The organism is Pseudomonas sp. ZT5P21 (assembly GCF_054897785.1).
Map to the genome: position 1 here is coordinate 3,987,898 of NZ_CM142705.1, position 17,174 is coordinate 4,005,071.

At 58.9% G+C, this 17,174-nt stretch carries 14 protein-coding genes; 2 read left to right on the top strand and 12 right to left on the bottom strand.

Annotated features, from left to right (window positions below):
* The first annotated feature begins 11 nt into the window (after positions 1–11).
* The gene (cobA, locus tag ACYZT9_RS18470; RefSeq protein WP_462006820.1) at positions 12–836 is read left to right on the top strand and encodes a uroporphyrinogen-III C-methyltransferase; all 825 of its coding nucleotides are present in this window, start codon (positions 12–14) and stop codon (positions 834–836) included.
* An 83-nt stretch (positions 837–919) separates the two neighbouring features.
* On the opposite strand, the gene ACYZT9_RS18475 is transcribed toward cobA, so the two are convergent.
* The 8 genes from ACYZT9_RS18475 to ppsA form a co-directional block, all read right to left on the bottom strand.
* Entirely contained in the window at positions 920–1,954 is a 1,035-nt protein-coding gene (locus tag ACYZT9_RS18475) for an OmpA family protein (protein WP_462006821.1), read from the bottom strand.
* A gap of 107 nt (positions 1,955–2,061) precedes the next feature.
* Positions 2,062–2,652, bottom strand: coding sequence for an RNA polymerase sigma factor SigX (gene sigX, locus ACYZT9_RS18480; RefSeq protein ID WP_017337463.1), 591 nt, complete (start codon positions 2,650–2,652; stop codon positions 2,062–2,064).
* A gap of 87 nt (positions 2,653–2,739) precedes the next feature.
* On the bottom strand, positions 2,740–3,564 hold the full coding sequence (locus tag ACYZT9_RS18485) for a mechanosensitive ion channel family protein (protein ID WP_008027407.1): 825 nt from the start codon (positions 3,562–3,564) through the stop codon (positions 2,740–2,742).
* A 2-nt stretch (positions 3,565–3,566) separates the two neighbouring features.
* Complete coding sequence (locus tag ACYZT9_RS18490) at positions 3,567–3,815, bottom strand: hypothetical protein (protein ID WP_007944521.1); 249 nt, start codon at positions 3,813–3,815, stop codon at positions 3,567–3,569.
* 63 nt (positions 3,816–3,878) lie between these two features.
* Positions 3,879–4,874: a zinc transporter ZntB gene (locus ACYZT9_RS18495; RefSeq protein WP_462006822.1), complete on the bottom strand. Its 996-nt coding sequence runs from the start codon at positions 4,872–4,874 to the stop codon at positions 3,879–3,881.
* A 26-nt stretch (positions 4,875–4,900) separates the two neighbouring features.
* Positions 4,901–5,392 carry a ribonuclease E activity regulator RraA gene (gene rraA / locus ACYZT9_RS18500; protein ID WP_258621015.1) on the bottom strand — a complete coding sequence of 164 codons (492 nt, stop codon included), beginning with the start codon at positions 5,390–5,392 and terminating at the stop codon, positions 4,901–4,903.
* A gap of 121 nt (positions 5,393–5,513) precedes the next feature.
* Entirely contained in the window at positions 5,514–6,503 is a 990-nt protein-coding gene (locus tag ACYZT9_RS18505; protein WP_462006823.1) for an alpha/beta fold hydrolase, read from the bottom strand.
* A gap of 215 nt (positions 6,504–6,718) precedes the next feature.
* Positions 6,719–9,094, bottom strand: a complete 2,376-nt coding sequence (gene ppsA, locus ACYZT9_RS18510) for a phosphoenolpyruvate synthase (protein WP_462006824.1) — start codon at positions 9,092–9,094, stop codon at positions 6,719–6,721.
* A gap of 174 nt (positions 9,095–9,268) precedes the next feature.
* Between ppsA and ppsR the strand changes: the two genes are divergently transcribed.
* Positions 9,269–10,087, top strand: a complete 819-nt coding sequence (gene ppsR / locus ACYZT9_RS18515) for a posphoenolpyruvate synthetase regulatory kinase/phosphorylase PpsR (protein ID WP_462006825.1) — start codon at positions 9,269–9,271, stop codon at positions 10,085–10,087.
* Positions 10,088–10,225: 138 nt separating this feature from the next.
* On the opposite strand, the gene prpD is transcribed toward ppsR, so the two are convergent.
* The 4 genes from prpD to prpC all read right to left on the bottom strand — a co-directional run bounded on the left by prpD (position 10,226) and on the right by prpC (position 17,100).
* Positions 10,226–11,710 (bottom strand): 2-methylcitrate dehydratase, encoded by a 1,485-nt coding sequence (gene prpD, locus ACYZT9_RS18520; protein ID WP_462006826.1) that lies wholly within the window; start codon positions 11,708–11,710, stop codon positions 10,226–10,228.
* A gap of 213 nt (positions 11,711–11,923) precedes the next feature.
* On the bottom strand, positions 11,924–13,114 hold the full coding sequence (gene prpF, locus ACYZT9_RS18525) for a 2-methylaconitate cis-trans isomerase PrpF (RefSeq protein ID WP_462006827.1): 1,191 nt from the start codon (positions 13,112–13,114) through the stop codon (positions 11,924–11,926).
* Between the two features lie 56 nt (positions 13,115–13,170).
* On the bottom strand, positions 13,171–15,768 hold the full coding sequence (gene acnD, locus ACYZT9_RS18530) for a Fe/S-dependent 2-methylisocitrate dehydratase AcnD (RefSeq protein WP_462006828.1): 2,598 nt from the start codon (positions 15,766–15,768) through the stop codon (positions 13,171–13,173).
* A gap of 204 nt (positions 15,769–15,972) precedes the next feature.
* On the bottom strand, positions 15,973–17,100 hold the full coding sequence (gene prpC, locus ACYZT9_RS18535) for a bifunctional 2-methylcitrate synthase/citrate synthase (RefSeq protein ID WP_462006829.1): 1,128 nt from the start codon (positions 17,098–17,100) through the stop codon (positions 15,973–15,975).
* Positions 17,101–17,174 lie beyond the last annotated feature (74 nt).

Sequence of the window (17,174 nt, forward strand, 5' to 3'; positions counted from 1 at the left end):
GGAAAAACACCATGAACACAAAAGTCTGGCTGGTGGGTGCAGGTCCTGGCGACCCGGAATTGCTGACCCTGAAGGCCGTTCGAGCATTGAGCGAAGCCGATGTAGTGTTGATTGACGATCTGGTGAACGAAGCAGTGCTTGAGCATTGCCCCCAGGCGCGGATCGTTGCCGTGGGCAAACGCGGTGGCTGTCGCTCTACGCCTCAGGCGTTCATTCATCGATTGATGCTGCGTTATGCCCGCCAGGGCAAATGCGTGGTGCGGCTCAAGGGCGGCGACCCGTGCATTTTTGGTCGTGGCGGTGAAGAGGCGCAGTGGTTGCGCGAGCGCGGGGTCGATGTTGAGCTGGTCAATGGCATCACTGCCGGGCTCGCTGGCGCGACACACTGTGATATTCCGTTGACGCTGCGGGGTGTCGCACGCGGTGTGACGCTAGTGACGGCCCACACACAAGATGGCAGTCGCCTGAACTGGCAGGCACTGGCCCAGGGTGGCACGACGCTGGTGGTCTACATGGGCGTGGCGAAGTTGAACGAAATACGCGAGCAACTGCTCGCCGGAGGAATGGCGGCGGATACGCCTGTGGCAATGATTGAAAACGCTTCGCTGCCGTATCAACGGGAATGTCGGAGCGATCTGACGGCGATGGAAGAAGATGCCTACGCCTTTGAGCTGAAAAGTCCGGCTATTTTGGTAATCGGGGCGGTGGCAGCACGCGCTGGAAACTGCAGGAGCGAGCTCGCTCGCGAAAATCCTGAGAACGCACTGGAGTGTCAGGCTCAACGCGTCATCGTTGACGACCATCGCGAGCAAGCTCGCTCCTACAGAATGTCGTAATCCTGTGGTCCGATGACCAGAACCCAAATAGCAGGCAAAGAAAAGCCCGGCCTAAGCCGGGCTTTTCTCAGAGCTGCGGCTAATTACTTAGCGTTAGCTTCAACCTGCGCTTCTACGCGACGGTTTACAGCGCGACCAGCGTCAGTTTTGTTGTCAGCAACTGGGCGGGATTCGCCGTAGCCAACAGACTGAACGCGGGACGATTCAACACCGTACTGGTTAGTCAGAACTTGCTTAACGGCGTTTGCACGACGCTCGGACAATTTCTGGTTGTAAGCGTCAGGACCGACGGAGTCAGTGTGACCTTCAACAGTAGTGGAGGTGGATGGGTACTGCTTCATGAAGTCAGCCAGGTTCTTGATGTCGCCGTAGCTGTTGGTTTTAACAACAGATTTGTCGAAATCGAACTTAACGTCCAGTTCTACACGAACTACTTCAGCAACTGCTGGGCAGCCATCAGCGTCAACAGTTACGTTGGCTGGGGTGTCCGGGCACTTGTCGACGTTGTCGCAAACGCCGTCGTTGTCGCTGTCGGAGCAGACTTCAGCCGGTGCTGGAACTGGAGCGGCAGCAGGCTTGGAGCCGCCACCGAAGTTCACACCGATACCGACGCTAGGAGCCCACTCGGTGTCGCCCTGGTCGATGTTGTACTGAGCTTCAACGCCGGCACGGGCGTAGAAGTTCTCGGTGAAGTACAGTTTTGCACCGCCGCCAACGTTGGCGAAGGTGGAACGGTTACGACCGTTCGAACCGTTTTGGTCGATGCTCTGGTCGGAGAAACCGGCCGAAACGTAAGGACGCAGCATGTCGCCAGGGTTGTTGAAGTGGTACAGAGCGTCCAGGGCGGTGTTTGCGCCTTTGACGTTTTTGCCATCTTCAGTGCGAGCGTTGTGCACTTCGTCGTAAGCCAGACGCAGTTCAACATCGTCGGTCAGGAAGTAACCAACGGAACCGCCGAACAGGTTGCCGTTGTTCTTGAAGTCACGAGCGCTATCGAACATTTCTTTCTTAGCGAAGCCTTCGATTTCAACTGCGCCTTGGCCTTGTGCCAATGCGCCGAACGAAGTGGCCGCAATAAGAGAACCAATGGCCAAGCCCAAGGTGTTTTTCAGTTTCATCCGTTAAATCCCCATCTGGTGATTGTGAAGCAGTCCCGCAAACCGGGGGACAACTCGGCGGCAAGTCTATCAGAACTTGCCTACACGTAAGAGATATTTGCGCCGAACTAAGTTTCAGCAATGCCTGCAAATTTCTCACGCAATTTATCTAGAGCGCGTTTGTAACGCATTTTTGTCGCACTCAAACCCATGTGCATGATGTCTGCGATCTCCTGAAATTCCAGCTCTGCGACAAATCGTAGCACCAGAATTTCACGGTCAATCGGGTTCACATACACCAGCCAGCGATCAAGTCCGCCCTTCTCCTCGGGTTTCGGCGCCTTTTCTTCAGACGCTTCCTCGAGGGGGTCCAGACTCAAAGCGTCCATCAAGCGACGCTTTCGCCGTTCTTTCCGATACTGCGTGATGCATTCGTTGTACGTGATGCTATATAGCCATGTCTTGAACTTCGATTTCCCCTCGAAGTTCTTCAGGCCATACAACACCTTCAACATCACTTCCTGACAGACATCGTCTGCATCGCGATCGTTCCCAAGATACCGTGCACAGACGTTAAATAATGTTCGTTGGTAACGCCGCATCAATTCTTCATAGGCGCGCGTTACGTGAAACAGCTCGGTATGCGAGCGCGCGACCAACTCCTCATCAGAGAGCTCGCGGGGGTCGTAGCGCGTGGAGAGCGATTGAGCTTTATTCAAAACAAGTCGGGCCGACAGTCAGGTCAATGTCCGCCGCAGCCCTATCAGGGCATTTTGCGGCGGCATACATTAGCAGGGTTTGCCGAGTTAGCGGCTACTCACATGCTGCTCCAGGAGGATCCGATTGGAGAGAGAGACTAGCTCACCTTCATCGGTCAGCAATGTGGTTTTAACCGTGCCAATCTCTTCGATCTGACCTTCGACCTCACCAACACGCACTTGTTGCCCAACCTGATACAACTCACGCACATAAATTCCCGCAAGAATCTGACCGGCAATTTCCCGGCTTCCCAACCCCATGGCCAGCGCAACCGCCAGACCAACGGTAATCAATACGATCACGATCACATGGTTGAGCAGGTCAGTCTTGACCTCCAACTGGCTGATCGCGACCGAAATGCTGATGATGATCACCAGGCCTTGGGCAATTCGCCCCAGCCCGGCGGCATAATCCAGCCCTACGCCCTCCGCCGCACCACGCACCAGCCCATTGGCCAGTTGCGCCAGCAGCACACCCACCAACAGCACCAGCGCGGCACCGAAAACTTTCGGCAAATACAGCGCAAGCATGTCCAGCGTAGCTGAAACTCGTTCAAGCCCAAGGGATTCTGCGGCAGAAACCAGAAATATCAGCAGAACGAACCAATAGACGATTTTGCCGATCAGCGTCGAAATCGGCACTTGAAGGCCGGCCCGGGACAGCAATTTTGTCAGACCGGTACCGCCCATCAGGCGATCAAGACCCAACTTGGCAAGCAGCTTGGACAGCAAAGTATCCAAAAGTTTCGCCACGACAAAACCCAACAGCAGCACGACCAGCGCGCCGAACAGGTTCGGAATGAAGTTAGCGACCTTTGTCCATAACGCAGTCATTGCAGTGACGAGGCTCTGAGTCCAGAGATCAAGTTCCATATTCAATCAGCCTTATCAGCAGTGCGAACGGTAGGTTTTCGGTGACGGGAAACCGGCGAGACATGGGCCGATCCGTTGTTCAAAGCGATCATCAGCGCGGGCAACCAGCGGCCCAGCAGGCTGAACAGATCACCGGCGCCGACCTGGCGATTGGCGGTTTTCAAGACACGGCCGAGGCACGCATCGTCGTCACGGGTGGACGGCGAAGCGTTCAGCATGTCGCGCAAAGACTGTTCAAACGGATCGTGCATACGCACCTCTCGTGATGTCTGTGAAAGACGCGGTCAGATTTGCACGGGTCACATGGTTCATCGTCAGACCCAGCGCAAACGTCGGTATAACCACCACTGACCCAAGGCTACCGAGACCATCATCAGGCAGGCAATCGGAAAGCCATAAGGGCTGTCCGAGAACGGTATTCCGCCGACGTTGATGCCCAAGAGACCGGCCAGGAAGCTCATCGGCAAAAAGATCCCGGTGATGATCCCGAAGCGGTACATCGTGCGGTTCATGCGCACGCTCAAACGACGGTCTTCAGCCTCCAGGACCAGCCCCACGCGCTCCCGCGTCAATTCCAGCTCCTCAAGATAGCGGGTCAGGCTGTTGTTCAATTCATTCCAGTAATCGCCATCATCTTCAACAAACCAGGGCAGTTTTATCCGCGTCATCTGACCGAAAATATCCCGCTGCGGGGCAAGGAAACGTTTCAGCGCCGCGGCCCTTCGGCGGATCTGCAAGATGGAGCCATGTTCGGGCGTGTACCGTTCGTCGGCATCGAGCTTTTCTTCCTCATCATCGACCACTTCCGAGAGGCAACTCACCAGATCCTGCACCTTGTTGGTGAGGTACTGCGCCATATAAAGGACGAGTTCGGAAGCAGTTTTCGGGCCTTTGCCTTCGGCGAGCTGCACCAGCAACTCGTCAGTAGCGCGCAGAGGACGCAGGCGCAGGGAAATCACTCGCTGTGCGGAGGCGAAGATTCGCACCGAGACCATGTCTTCCGGCTCTGCACCCGGGTTGAGATTGACCCCACGCAAAAATAGCAGCAGTTCGCTGTCGGAAAGCTGTAAGAGACGCGGACGGGTGTTTTCTTCCAGCAGCAGATTACAGCTGAATTCGCTCAGACCGCTGGATCTACGCAACCAGGTCTGGGTTTGCGGGTGACTGCGATCCCAGTGCACCCACAGGCTTTCATGCGCCTGCAGCTGCAAGTCATCGAGTTCAGTCCGGGCTATCGAACGCGCACCGCCTTTACCATCCAGCACCAGGGCATGCACCAGCCCCCACTGCGCGTTTTCTTCCTCGAACATCCTCACCCCTTTTTGGTCCGGCGCTTCTATTCAGGCATCTTCAGCGGGCTTGGCGAGATGATCACGCCGTTGTTGTCCGCGTAGATGTATTCGCCTGGACGGAACGTCACGCCGGCAAAGGTCACAACAACGTTGAGATCGCCGAGCCCGCGCCGGTCGGATTTTCTCGGGTGGCTGGCGAGGGCCTGAACGCCCAGATCGGTCTGCGCGATGATATCGACGTCGCGGATGCAACCGTAGATCACCAGCCCTTCCCAACCGTTTTTCGCGGCTTTCTCGGCCAGCATGTCACCCAGCAACGCATGACGCAGCGAACCGCCACCATCGACGACCAGCACCTTGCCATTCCCCTTGAGCTCGACCTGCTCCTTGACCCGCGAGTTGTCTTCGAAGCACTTGATGGTCACGATTTCGCCGCCGAAGGAATCACGGCCACCGAAATTGCTGAACATAGGCTCCAGCACCTGCACCAGTTCCGGATAGGCGTCGCACAGGTCGGGCGTAAGGTAATGGTTCATCGAGAAACTCCTGTAAAGAGGAAGACAATCGAGGATGTCGCAAAGTGACCGGAAAAGCGTAATGCGTCGTATCTTAGCCGCATGCCGATCAGAGCGAAATGCCCTTGATAGAGCATCCAGCTTAGATCGCCGCAGCCAGATCCGGTTTGTCACCGAGCAACGGTGTTTGCTGATCCGCCAGCCAGCGCGCCACCAGCGGCCAGACTTCGGCTTGAGCAGCCTTGCTGACCAGCATTTCAACGTGACCAAAATTGTCGCCAAAGCCCTGCTCGCGGCCAAGGTTGATGAATTGCTTGTGCCGGGCACCGATCTGATCAAACAGCTTACGACACGCCCACGCTGGATCCTGATGGTCGCTGACTGCGCTTACGGCCAGCACTGGCATCTGGACGCTGGCCAGTCCCGCCCACCAATCCTTGTCGGCATCGCCAAAGCGCCCGAACAAGCCATACCAGCGCATGCTTTCCAGCGCCAGGCCAATCGGCTCGTCCTCCGGGCCGCGCTTGAGCCGCGAACCGGACAGTTGGGCAAAACGCTTGAGTATGAAGCGTCCGCTCCACTCCACCGGCGGAAACTTCAACGGCCAATAGGTGCGGCTGACTTGCGTGCCGAAGAATGCCGCAGAGGCCACCACTGGCTCGCCGATGTATTCGCCACCCAGCGCCGCCGCCAGGGTAATCCCGCCCAGCGAGTGGCCGATCCAGTGCGGGACCTGGCCGCTCTGCTCACGCACGAACGCACCAATGGCTGGCAGATCGTAACGAGCGTAGTCGGCGACGCTGTTCTTGCGGTAGTTCTGGTTGCGTTGGGACAGGCCATGACCGCGCATTTCCGCAATCCACACATCGAACCCCAAGCGCGCCAGGTAAGCCCCCAGGCCCAGACCTTTTGGGGAAAACCAGAACCGGCGATTGGAAAAGCTGCCATGTAACAAAATCACCGGAACACCGCGCACCGTCGGCTCGTCCGCCATGCCCAACCGGGTGACGGCCAACTCCACGGTGCCGTCAGGGCTGTTACCGGGTTTCAAACGATAGACGTCTTCGCTCAGATCGCCGCGTCGCTCGGCGCTGATCAGGGCGACAGGAAATAGGTTGCTGCTGCTTTGCATAATGCTCTTGCACAAAAAAGGGCGGCATCCAGAGGAGCACGCCCTGCTTGAATCCAAAAAGCCGGTCACTGACGCTACGTCGATCCCTGTAGGAGCGAGCTTGCTCGCGAAGGACTTCAGAACACCGCGTTTCTTCAGCAGAAACGCGTCATCGTTAGCGTCCATCGCGAGCAAGCTCGCTCCTACGGAGGCGTATGACCGGCCGTCTCACACCATCAAGCCGACGCTTGACCTTCCGCCAGGAAGAACCAGGTTTCCAGTACGGAATCGGGGTTCAACGAAACGCTTTCAATGCCCTGTTCCATCAGCCATTTGGCCAGATCAGGGTGGTCCGAAGGGCCCTGACCGCAGATGCCGATGTACTTGCCGGCCTTGTTGCAGGCCTGAATCGCATTGGCCAACAGCTTCTTGACCGCCGGATTACGCTCGTCGAACAGATGCGCGATGATCCCGGAGTCACGGTCCAGACCCAGCGTCAGCTGAGTCAGGTCGTTGGAGCCGATGGAGAAGCCGTCGAAGAACTCGAGGAATTCTTCCGCCAGAATCGCGTTGGACGGCAGTTCGCACATCATGATCACGCGCAGACCGTTGTCGCCACGGGACAGACCGTTTTCGGCCAGCAGGTCGACGACCTGGCTCGCTTCGCCCAGGGTACGGACGAACGGCACCATGATTTCGACGTTGGTCAGGCCCATCTCGTTGCGCACACGCTTGAGGGCGCGGCACTCGAGTTCAAAACAGTCACGGAACGATTCGCTGATGTAACGCGAAGCACCCCGGAAGCCCAGCATCGGGTTTTCTTCTTCCGGCTCGTAGAGCTTGCCGCCGATCAGGTTCGCGTATTCGTTGGACTTGAAGTCCGAGAGACGCACGATGACCTTTTTCGGGTAGAACGCGGCAGCCAGGGTGCTGATGCCTTCGACCAGTTTTTCGACGTAGAAGCCGACCGGATCGTCGTAACCGGCGATGCGCTTGTCGACGCTGTCCTTGATTTCCTGTGGCAGGCCATCGTAGTTCAACAGCGCTTTGGGGTGCACCCCGATCATGCGATTGATGATGAACTCCAGGCGGGCCAGGCCCACACCGGCGTTCGGCAACTGCGCGAAGTCGAAGGCGCGGTCCGGGTTGCCAACGTTCATCATGATCTTGAACGGCAGGTCCGGCATGGCGTCGACGGAGTTTTTCTTGATGTCGAAGCCCAGCTCACCTTCGAAGATATAACCGGTGTCGCCTTCAGCGCAGGAAACGGTGACGCCCTGGCCGTCGTTCAACAGTTGGGTGGCGTTACCGCAACCGACCACGGCCGGGATCCCCAGTTCGCGAGCGATGATCGCCGCGTGACAGGTACGGCCGCCACGGTTGGTGACGATGGCGCTGGCGCGCTTCATGACCGGTTCCCAGTCCGGGTCGGTCATGTCGGAAACGAGAACGTCGCCTGGCTGGACTTTGTCCATCTCGGACACGTCCTTGATGATCCGCACCTTGCCGGCGCCGATGCGCTGACCGATGGCGCGGCCCTCAACCAGCACGGTGCCGGTTTCTTTCAACAGGTAACGTTCCATGACGTTGCCCTGGGTTCGGCTTTTCACGGTTTCAGGACGGGCCTGAACGATGTAGAGCTTGCCGTCGTCGCCGTCTTTGGCCCACTCGATGTCCATCGGGCACTGGTAGTGCTTCTCGATGATCATCGCTTGCTTGGCCAGTTCGCTGACTTCGGCGTCGCTCAGGCAGAAACGTGCGCGATCAGCCTTGTCGACATCGATGGTCTTGACCGACTTGCCGGCCGTGGCAACTTCGCCGTAGATCATCTTGATGGCTTTGCTGCCCAGGTTACGGCGCAGGATGGCCGGACGGCCGGCCTCGAGGGTTTGTTTGTGGACGTAGAATTCGTCCGGGTTCACCGCGCCTTGCACGACGGTCTCACCCAGGCCGTAGGCGCCGGTGATGAACACCACGTCACGGAAGCCCGATTCGGTATCGAGGGTGAACATCACGCCGGCAGTGCCGGTTTCGGAGCGGACCATGCGCTGCACGCCAGCCGACAGGGCGACCAGTTTATGGTCGAAGCCCTGGTGCACGCGGTAGGAAATGGCGCGGTCGTTGAAAAGGGAGGCAAACACCTCTTTGGCGGCGCGAATGACGTTTTCGACGCCACGGATGTTCAGGAAGGTTTCCTGCTGACCGGCGAATGAAGCGTCCGGCAGGTCTTCGGCGGTAGCGGAAGAACGCACGGCCACGGCCATGTCAGGGTTGCCGGCCGACAGCGTGGCGAACGCGGTGCGGATCTCGGCGTTGAGCTTCTCGGGGAACTCGGCTTCCATGATCCATTGACGGATCTGGGCGCCGGTCCTGGCCAGGGCGTTGACATCATCGACGTCCAGGGCGTCGAGGGCGGCGTGGATCTGATCGTTCAGGCCGCTCAGTTCCAGAAAATCGCGATACGCCTGAGCTGTTGTGGCGAAGCCACCGGGCACCGAAACACCGGCGCCGGCCAGGTTGCTGATCATCTCGCCCAGGGATGCGTTCTTGCCCCCCACGTGCTCAACATCGTGTTTGCCGAGCTTATCGAGGGAAACTACGTACTCTACCAAGGTGATCTCTCCACTAACTGTGTTGGAAAAGCTCAGAAGCCGGCGCTCTAAATGAGCATTTGCCTGCTGTATGGCCTGGACCTGGAAAATAAGTGAGAATGCGGGCCACTGGCGGCCGGCAAATCGCGCCTATCATATCCAAGAATGCTCATTAGCTTAAGGCCCAAGGTGCAAATGAAACGATCTGCTTTCTTTATCTCCGATGGCACCGGCATCACAGCCGAAACCCTGGGTCAAAGTCTCCTGGCGCAGTTCGAAAACATTACCTTCAGCAAAGTCACGCGGCCGTACATCGACAACGTGGACAAAGCGCGGGCCATGGTACAACAAATCAACAAAGCCGCCGAAATCGACGGCTTTCGGCCAATCATCTTCGACACCATCGTCAATCAGAACATCCGTGAGATCCTCGCAACGTCCAATGGTTTCATGATCGACATTTTCTCGACTTTCCTGGCGCCGCTTGAACAGGAACTGACCGAGCATTCTTCCTACACGGTTGGCAAGTCCCATTCGATTGGCACCAATTCCAATTACATGGAGCGCATCGAGGCGGTGAACTTCGCCCTCGATAACGACGACGGCGCCCGCACGCATTATTACGATAAGGCCGATTTGATCCTAGTCGGCGTCTCGCGATGCGGCAAGACGCCGACGTGCTTGTATATGGCCATGCAGTTCGGTATCCGTGCGGCCAACTACCCGCTCACCGAAGACGACATGGAGCGCTTGACCCTGCCCAGCGCCCTGCGCGCCCACCAGCACAAGCTGTTCGGCCTGACCATTGACCCGGACCGTCTCACCGCGATCCGCAACGAACGCAAACCTAACAGCCGCTATTCGAGCTATGCGCAGTGCGAGTTTGAAGTGCGCGAGGTGGAGAACCTGTTCCGTCGCGAGAACATTGCGCACATCAATTCCACGCATTTTTCGGTGGAAGAGATTTCGGCGAAGATTCTTGTTGAGAAAGGGGTTGAGCGGCGGTTCAAGTAGGTTTGTAGCGCCTGCCAGGCCGCCTTCGCGAGCAAGCCCGCTCCCACATTAGACCGAGTCGCGGGAACGGTATGCGGTCTAATGTGGGAGCGGGCTTGCTCCGGGCGGCGTTCCGACGAAGAACGATGCCACGGTCCTTCAGATCACAAACAAATCCACAAACCGGTTCACCGGCGTCGCCTCAAGCCGCGCCTGATCCTTGCACAGCTCGAAAATCTCCGCACTGCGCTGCGCCGTAAATCGCGTCGCCAGGTTCGCCTTGAACTTGTCCTCCAGCAACGGAATACCGTCCGCGCGACGACGGCGATGGCCGATCGGGTATTCAACCACTACCTTCTCGGTGCTTGAGCCGTCCTTGAAAAACACCTGTATCGCATTGGCAATCGAGCGCTTGTCCGCCTCCAGGTATTCGCGGGTGTATTGCGGGTCTTCGACGATAACCATTTTCTCGCGCAGCACATCGATAACCGGATGCGCCGCATGGAAGTCGTCTTCGTACTGCTCGGCCACCAGATTGCCGAAGGCCAGTGGCACAGCGGTCATGTACTGGATGCAGTGATCGCGGTCCGCCGCATTGGCCAGTGGGCCGACCTTGGAGATGATGCGAATTGCCGATTCGTGGGTGGTAATGACGATTTTGTCGACTTCGTGCAGGCGATTTCTGACGTGCGGATGTAACGTCACAGCCGCTTCGCAGGCCGTTTGTGCGTGGAATTCGGCCGGGAAGCTGATTTTGAACAGCACGTTTTCCATCACGTAGCTGCCATACGGGCGGGTGAAACTGAAGGCACGCTTGTCTTCGGGCTTGAGCGCGAGGTCGTTGTTGGTGTGACTGAACAACACGTCGTAGAAGCCCCACTGTCTGGCGGTCAGTACGCCGGGAATGCCCATCTCGCCACGCATCGCGATGTCCGCCAGACGCACGCCTCGACTGGTCGCATCACCCGCCGCCCAGGATTTGCGCGAACCGGCATTTGGCGCATGCCGATAGGTGCGTAACGCTTGCCCGTCGGCAACGGCATGGGACAACGCGGACAGCAACTGCTCGCGATGGGCACCCATCAGTTTGGCGGTAACGGCGGTCGAGGCGACTTTCACGAGGATGACGTGATCAAGGCCTACACGATTGAAGGAGTTTTCCAGCGCCATGACGCCTTGAATTTCGTGGGCCATGATCATGGCTTCCAGTACGGCGCGAACGGTCAGCGGCGCGTCGCCATTGGCCAGGCGCTTTTGCGACAGGTGATCGGCCACCGCGAGAATGCCGCCGAGATTATCGGACGGATGGCCCCATTCGGCGGCGAGCCAGGTGTCGTTGTAGTCGAGCCAGCGAACGATGCAACCGATGTCCCACGCGGCCTTGACCGGATCGAGACGGTAGCTGGTGCCGGGGACGCGGGCGCCGAACGGGACGACAGTGCCCTCCACAATGGGGCCGAGGTGCTTGGTGCATTCGGGAAACCGCAAGGCCAGGAGGCCGCAGCCGAGGGTGTCGATCAGGCAGTTGCGGGCGGTGTCCAACGCTTCCCTGGACTCGATCTTGAAGTTGAGGACGTAATCGGCAATGTCTTGCAAGACCGTGTCGTAGTCGGGGCGGTTGTTCTGGTCGACGTTGGTGCTCATGTTCGATTCACTCTTGAAGTGGTTCGTTGATGGGACCTCGGTTCAGGGGCAATCTCAATCGGTTACTGCTTTCTTATTCTGGAAATGGAGATCAAATGTGGGAGCGGGCTTGCTCGCGAAGACGGACAGACATTCAACTTTGATGTCGACTGATACGCCGCTTTCGCGAGCAAGCCCGCTCCCACAGGGTTATGCGTTTAGTTCGGGCTTGGGTTAGAAACAATCCCCCGGCACGCGGACGAAGCCCTCCATCAACACCCGCGCACTGCGACTCATGATGGCTTTGTTGACGGTCCACTCGCCGTTGACCTGGCTGGCTTCGGCGCCGACGCGCAAGGTGCCCGATGGATGACCGAAGCGCACAGCGTTGCGCTCGACTCCACCCGCCGCGAGGTTCACCAAAGTGCCGGAAATCGCCGCCGCCGTACCGATCGCCACCGCAGCGGTGCCCATCATCGCGTGGTGCAACTTGCCCATCGACAATGCGCGAACCAACAGATCGACATCACCCGCCGCAATCGCTTTACCGCTCGACGCCACGTAATCCGCGGGCTTTGCGACAAAAGCAACCTTCGGCGTGTGCTGACGTTTCGCGGCTTCATCCAGATTCGAAATCAGCCCCATGCGCAAAGCACCGTACGCACGAATGGTCTCGAACATCGCCAAGGCTTTCGGATCACCGTTGATCACGCCCTGCAACTCGGTGCCCGTGTAGCCGAGGTCTTCGGCATTGACGAAAATGGTCGGAATACCGGCATTGATCATGGTCGCCTTGAAAGTCCCGACGCCGGGCACTTCGAGGTCATCCACCAGATTCCCGGTAGGAAACATCGAACCGCCACCGCCCTCTTCCTCCGCCGCCGGGTCCATGAACTCGACCTGCACTTCGGCCGCAGGAAAGGTCACGCCGTCGAGTTCGAAGTCGCCGGTTTCCTGCACCTCACCGTTGGTGATCGGCACGTGGGCGATGATGGTCTTGCCGATGTTGGCCTGCCACACGCGCACCACCGCTACACCGTTGTGCGGAATGCGGCTGGCGTCGACCAGACCGTTGCTGATGGCGAACGAACCGACCGCCGCCGACAGGTTGCCGCAGTTGCCGCTCCAGTCCACGAATGGCTTGTCGATGGAGACCTGGCCGAACAGGTAATCGACGTCATGATCGGCCTTGATGCTTTTCGACAGAATCACGGTTTTGCTGGTGCTGGAGGTCGCGCCGCCCATGCCGTCGATTTGCTTGTCGTAGGGGTCGGGGCTGCCGATCACTCGCAACAACAACGCATCGCGCGCCGGGCCAGGAATTTGCGCCGCTTCGGGCAGGTCTTTCAGGCTGAAGAACACGCCTTTGCTGGTGCCGCCACGCATGTAGGTGGCGGGGATTTTGATCTGCGGTGCGTGAGCCATTGTTGCTCCTTCATAGCAGGCAAGGGACTTGAAATCCCCTGCCCGCACATCGTGTTTTAGACGGCGACCGCCGATTCTTCGAGGAAATCCTGCGCGAAGCGCTGCAACACGCCGCCCGCCTCATAGATCGACACTTCTTCAGCGGTGTCGAGGCGGCAGGTGACCGGCACTTCGACGCGCTCACCGTTCTTGCGGTTGATCACCAGCGTCAACTCGGCACGCGGCGTGCGCTCACCGATAACGTCGTAGGTTTCACTGCCGTCGATGGCCAGGGTATGGCGGTCGGTGCCCGGTTTGAACTCCAGCGGCAACACGCCCATGCCCACCAGGTTGGTGCGGTGAATGCGCTCGAAACCTTCGGCGGCAATCGCTTCCACACCCGCCAGACGCACGCCCTTCGCCGCCCAGTCGCGGGACGAACCCTGACCGTAATCAGCGCCGGCGATGATGATCAGCGGCTGCTTGCGCTCCATGTAGGTTTCGATGGCTTCCCACATGCGCATGACTTGGCCTTCCGGCTCGACACGGGCCAGCGAACCCTGCTTGACCTTGCCGTTTTCCTGGACCATTTCGTTGAACAGTTTCGGGTTGGCGAAGGTCGCGCGTTGCGCGGTCAGGTGGTCACCACGGTGCGTCGCGTAAGAGTTGAAGTCTTCTTCCGGCAGGCCCATTTTCGCCAGGTATTCGCCGGCCGCGCTGTCCAGCATGATCGCGTTCGACGGCGACAGGTGATCGGTGGTGATGTTGTCCGGCAGCACCGCCAGCGGGCGCATGCCCTTGAGCGGACGTGCGCCGGCTAGCGCACCTTCCCAGTACGGCGGACGGCGGATGTAGGTGCTCATTTCGCGCCAGTCGTACAGCGGCGTCACTTTCGGGCCGGTGTCTTCGTGGATAGCGAACATCGGAATGTAGACCTGACGGAATTGCTCCGGTTTGACCGAGGCTTTCACCACCGCATCGATTTCTTCATCGCTAGGCCAGATGTCTTTCAGGCGGATTTCCTTGCCGTTTGCGTCCAGACCCAACACATCCTTTTCGATGTCGAAGCGGATAGTGCCGGCGATGGCATACGCGACCACCAACGGCGGCGATGCAAGGAACGCTTGCTTGGCGTACGGGTGAATCCGCCCGTCAAAGTTGCGGTTGCCGGAGAGAACCGCCGTGGCGTACAGATCGCGGTCGATGATCTCTTGCTGGATCACCGGGTCCAGCGCACCGGACATGCCGTTGCAGGTGGTGCAAGCGAAGGCCACGACGCCGAAACCGAGTTGTTCCAGTTCGTCAGTCAGGCCCGCTTCATCGAGGTACAAGGCCACGGTTTTCGAACCCGGCGCCAAAGACGATTTGACCCACGGCTTGCGGGTCAACCCGAGCTTGTTCGCGTTACGCGCCAGCAGGCCGGCGGCAATCACGTTGCGCGGGTTGCTGGTGTTGGTGCAACTGGTGATGGCGGCGATGATCACCGCGCCGTCCGGCATCTGTCCGGGCACGTTGTCCCACTGGCCGGAGATGCCTTGCGCGGCCAGATCCGAGGTCGCCACGCGAGCGTGCGGGTTGCTCGGGCCGGCCATGTTGCGCACCACCGAGGACAGGTTGAAGGTCAAGCCACGCTCGTATTGCGCGCCCTTCAGGCTGTCGGCCCACAGACCTGTGGTCTTGGCGTAGTTTTCGACCAACTGCACTTGCTCGTCTTCACGGCCAGTGAGTTTGAGGTAGTCGATCGTCTGCTGGTCGATGTAGAACATCGCCGCGGTGGCGCCGTATTCCGGGGCCATGTTGGAAATGGTTGCGCGGTCGCCGAGGGTCAGCGCGGAGGCGCCTTCACCGAAGAACTCCAGCCAGGCGCCGACGACTTTTTGCTTGCGCAGGAATTCGGTCAGCGCCAGCACCATGTCGGTGGCGGTGATACCCGGTTGCAGCTTTCCGGTCAGTTCGACGCCGACGCTTTCCGGCAGACGCATCCACGATGCGCGGCCGAGCATCACGCTCTCGGCTTCCAGACCACCGACGCCGATGGCGATCACGCCCAGCGCATCAACGTGCGGGGTGTGGCTGTCGGTGCCGACGCAGGTGTCGGGGAACGCCACGCCGTCGCGCACCTGGATCACCGGTGACATTTTCTCCAGGTTGATCTGGTGCATGATGCCGTTGCCGGGCGGAATTACGTCAACGTTCTTGAACGCTTTTTTGGTCCAGTTGATGAAGTGGAAACGGTCTTCGTTGCGACGGTCTTCGATCGCGCGGTTCTTCTCGAACGCTTCCGGGTCGAAGCCACCGCGCTCAACGGCCAGGGAGTGGTCGACGATCAGTTGCGTCGGCACCACCGGGTTCACCTGCGCTGGATCGCCACCTTGCAGGGCGATGGCGTCGCGCAGGCCGGCGAGGTCGACCAGTGCGGTCTGGCCGAGGATGTCGTGGCACACCACGCGGGCCGGAAACCAGGGGAAGTCGAGGTCGCGTTTGCGCTCGATGAATTGCTTCAGGGATTCGGTGAGCGTGGCCGAGTCGCAGCGACGCACCAGGTTTTCCGCCAGCACGCGGGAGGTGTACGGCAGAGTGTCGTAGGCGCCGGGCTGGATGGCGTCGACAGCCGCACGGACGTCGAAGTAATCCAGATGGCTGCCGGGCAGCGGTTTACGGAATTCAGTGTTCATCGTCAGGACTCGGTCACGGTGATAACAAAAGGTGGGGCCTGGTATCGGGTCGGAATTCAACACACTCCACTGCGGGAGCGAGCTTGCTCGCGATGACTGAGTCACATCCGACATTGATGTTGGATGACCCACCGCTATCGCGAGCAAGCTCGCTCCCACAGGGATCCAGCGTGAATTCAGATCCCGTAATCAGCCCCCCACCATTCAGCGTTGTTCGATTGGCACGAACTTGCGCTGTTCGACGCCGGTGTATTCGGCGCTCGGGCGGATGATGCGGTTGTTGGCACGCTGTTCGAACACGTGCGCCGCCCAGCCAGTCAGGCGCGAGCAGACGAAAATCGGCGTGAACAACTGGGTCGGAATACCCATGAAGTGGTACGTCGACGCATGGTAGAAGTCGGCGTTCGGGAACAGTTTTTTCTGCTCCCACATGGTCTTGTCGATGGCTTCGGACACCGAGAACAACACGGTGTCGCCCACTTCGTCAGCCAGTTTTTTCGACCAGCCCTTGATTACCTCGTTACGCGGATCGTTGTCCTTATAGATCGCGTGGCCGAAGCCCATGATCTTGTCCTTGCGCTCGAGCATGTCGAGGGTGCCTTTGATCGCCTCTTCCGGCGATGAGAAACGCTCGATCATTTCCATCGCCGCTTCATTGGCGCCGCCGTGCAGCGGACCGCGCAGAGAACCGATGGCCGCGGTGATGCAGGAGAACAGGTCGGACAACGTCGATGCGCACACCCGAGCGGTGAAAGTCGAAGCGTTGAACTCGTGTTCCGCGTAAAGGATCAGCGAAACGTTCATCACTTTGACGTGCAACTCGCTCGGCTTCTTGTCGTGCAGCAGGTGCAGGAAGTGGCCGCCGATGGATTGTTCGTCGCTCACGCAGTTGATGCGTTTGCCGTCGTGGCTGAAGCGATACCAGTAGCACATGATCGCTGGAAACGCGGCCAGCAGCCGGTCGGTTTTGTCGTGCTGCTCGGAGAAGTCTTTCTCCGGTTCGATGTTGCCGAGGAACGAGCAACCGGTGCGCATCACGTCCATCGGATGAGCGTCGGCGGGGATGCGCTCCAGCACTTCCTTGAGCGCTTGCGGCAGGTCGCGCAGCTTGCCCAGTTTGCTGATGTAGGCGTCCAGTTGCACCTTGGTCGGCAGTTCGCCGTACAGCAGCAGGTAGGCCACTTCTTCGAACTGGGCGTCAGCCGCCAGTTCGCGAACGTCGTAGCCGCGATAGGTCAGGCCTGCGCCCGACTGGCCCACGGTCGACAGTGCGGTTTGCCCGGCAACCTGGCCACGGAGCCCGGCACCACTGAGTACTTTTGCTTCGGCCATTGCTGTCTCCAGTATTTTTGAATTTGTTGAGGAAACTTGTAGGAGCGAGCTTGCTCGCGAAAAACATCAGATCG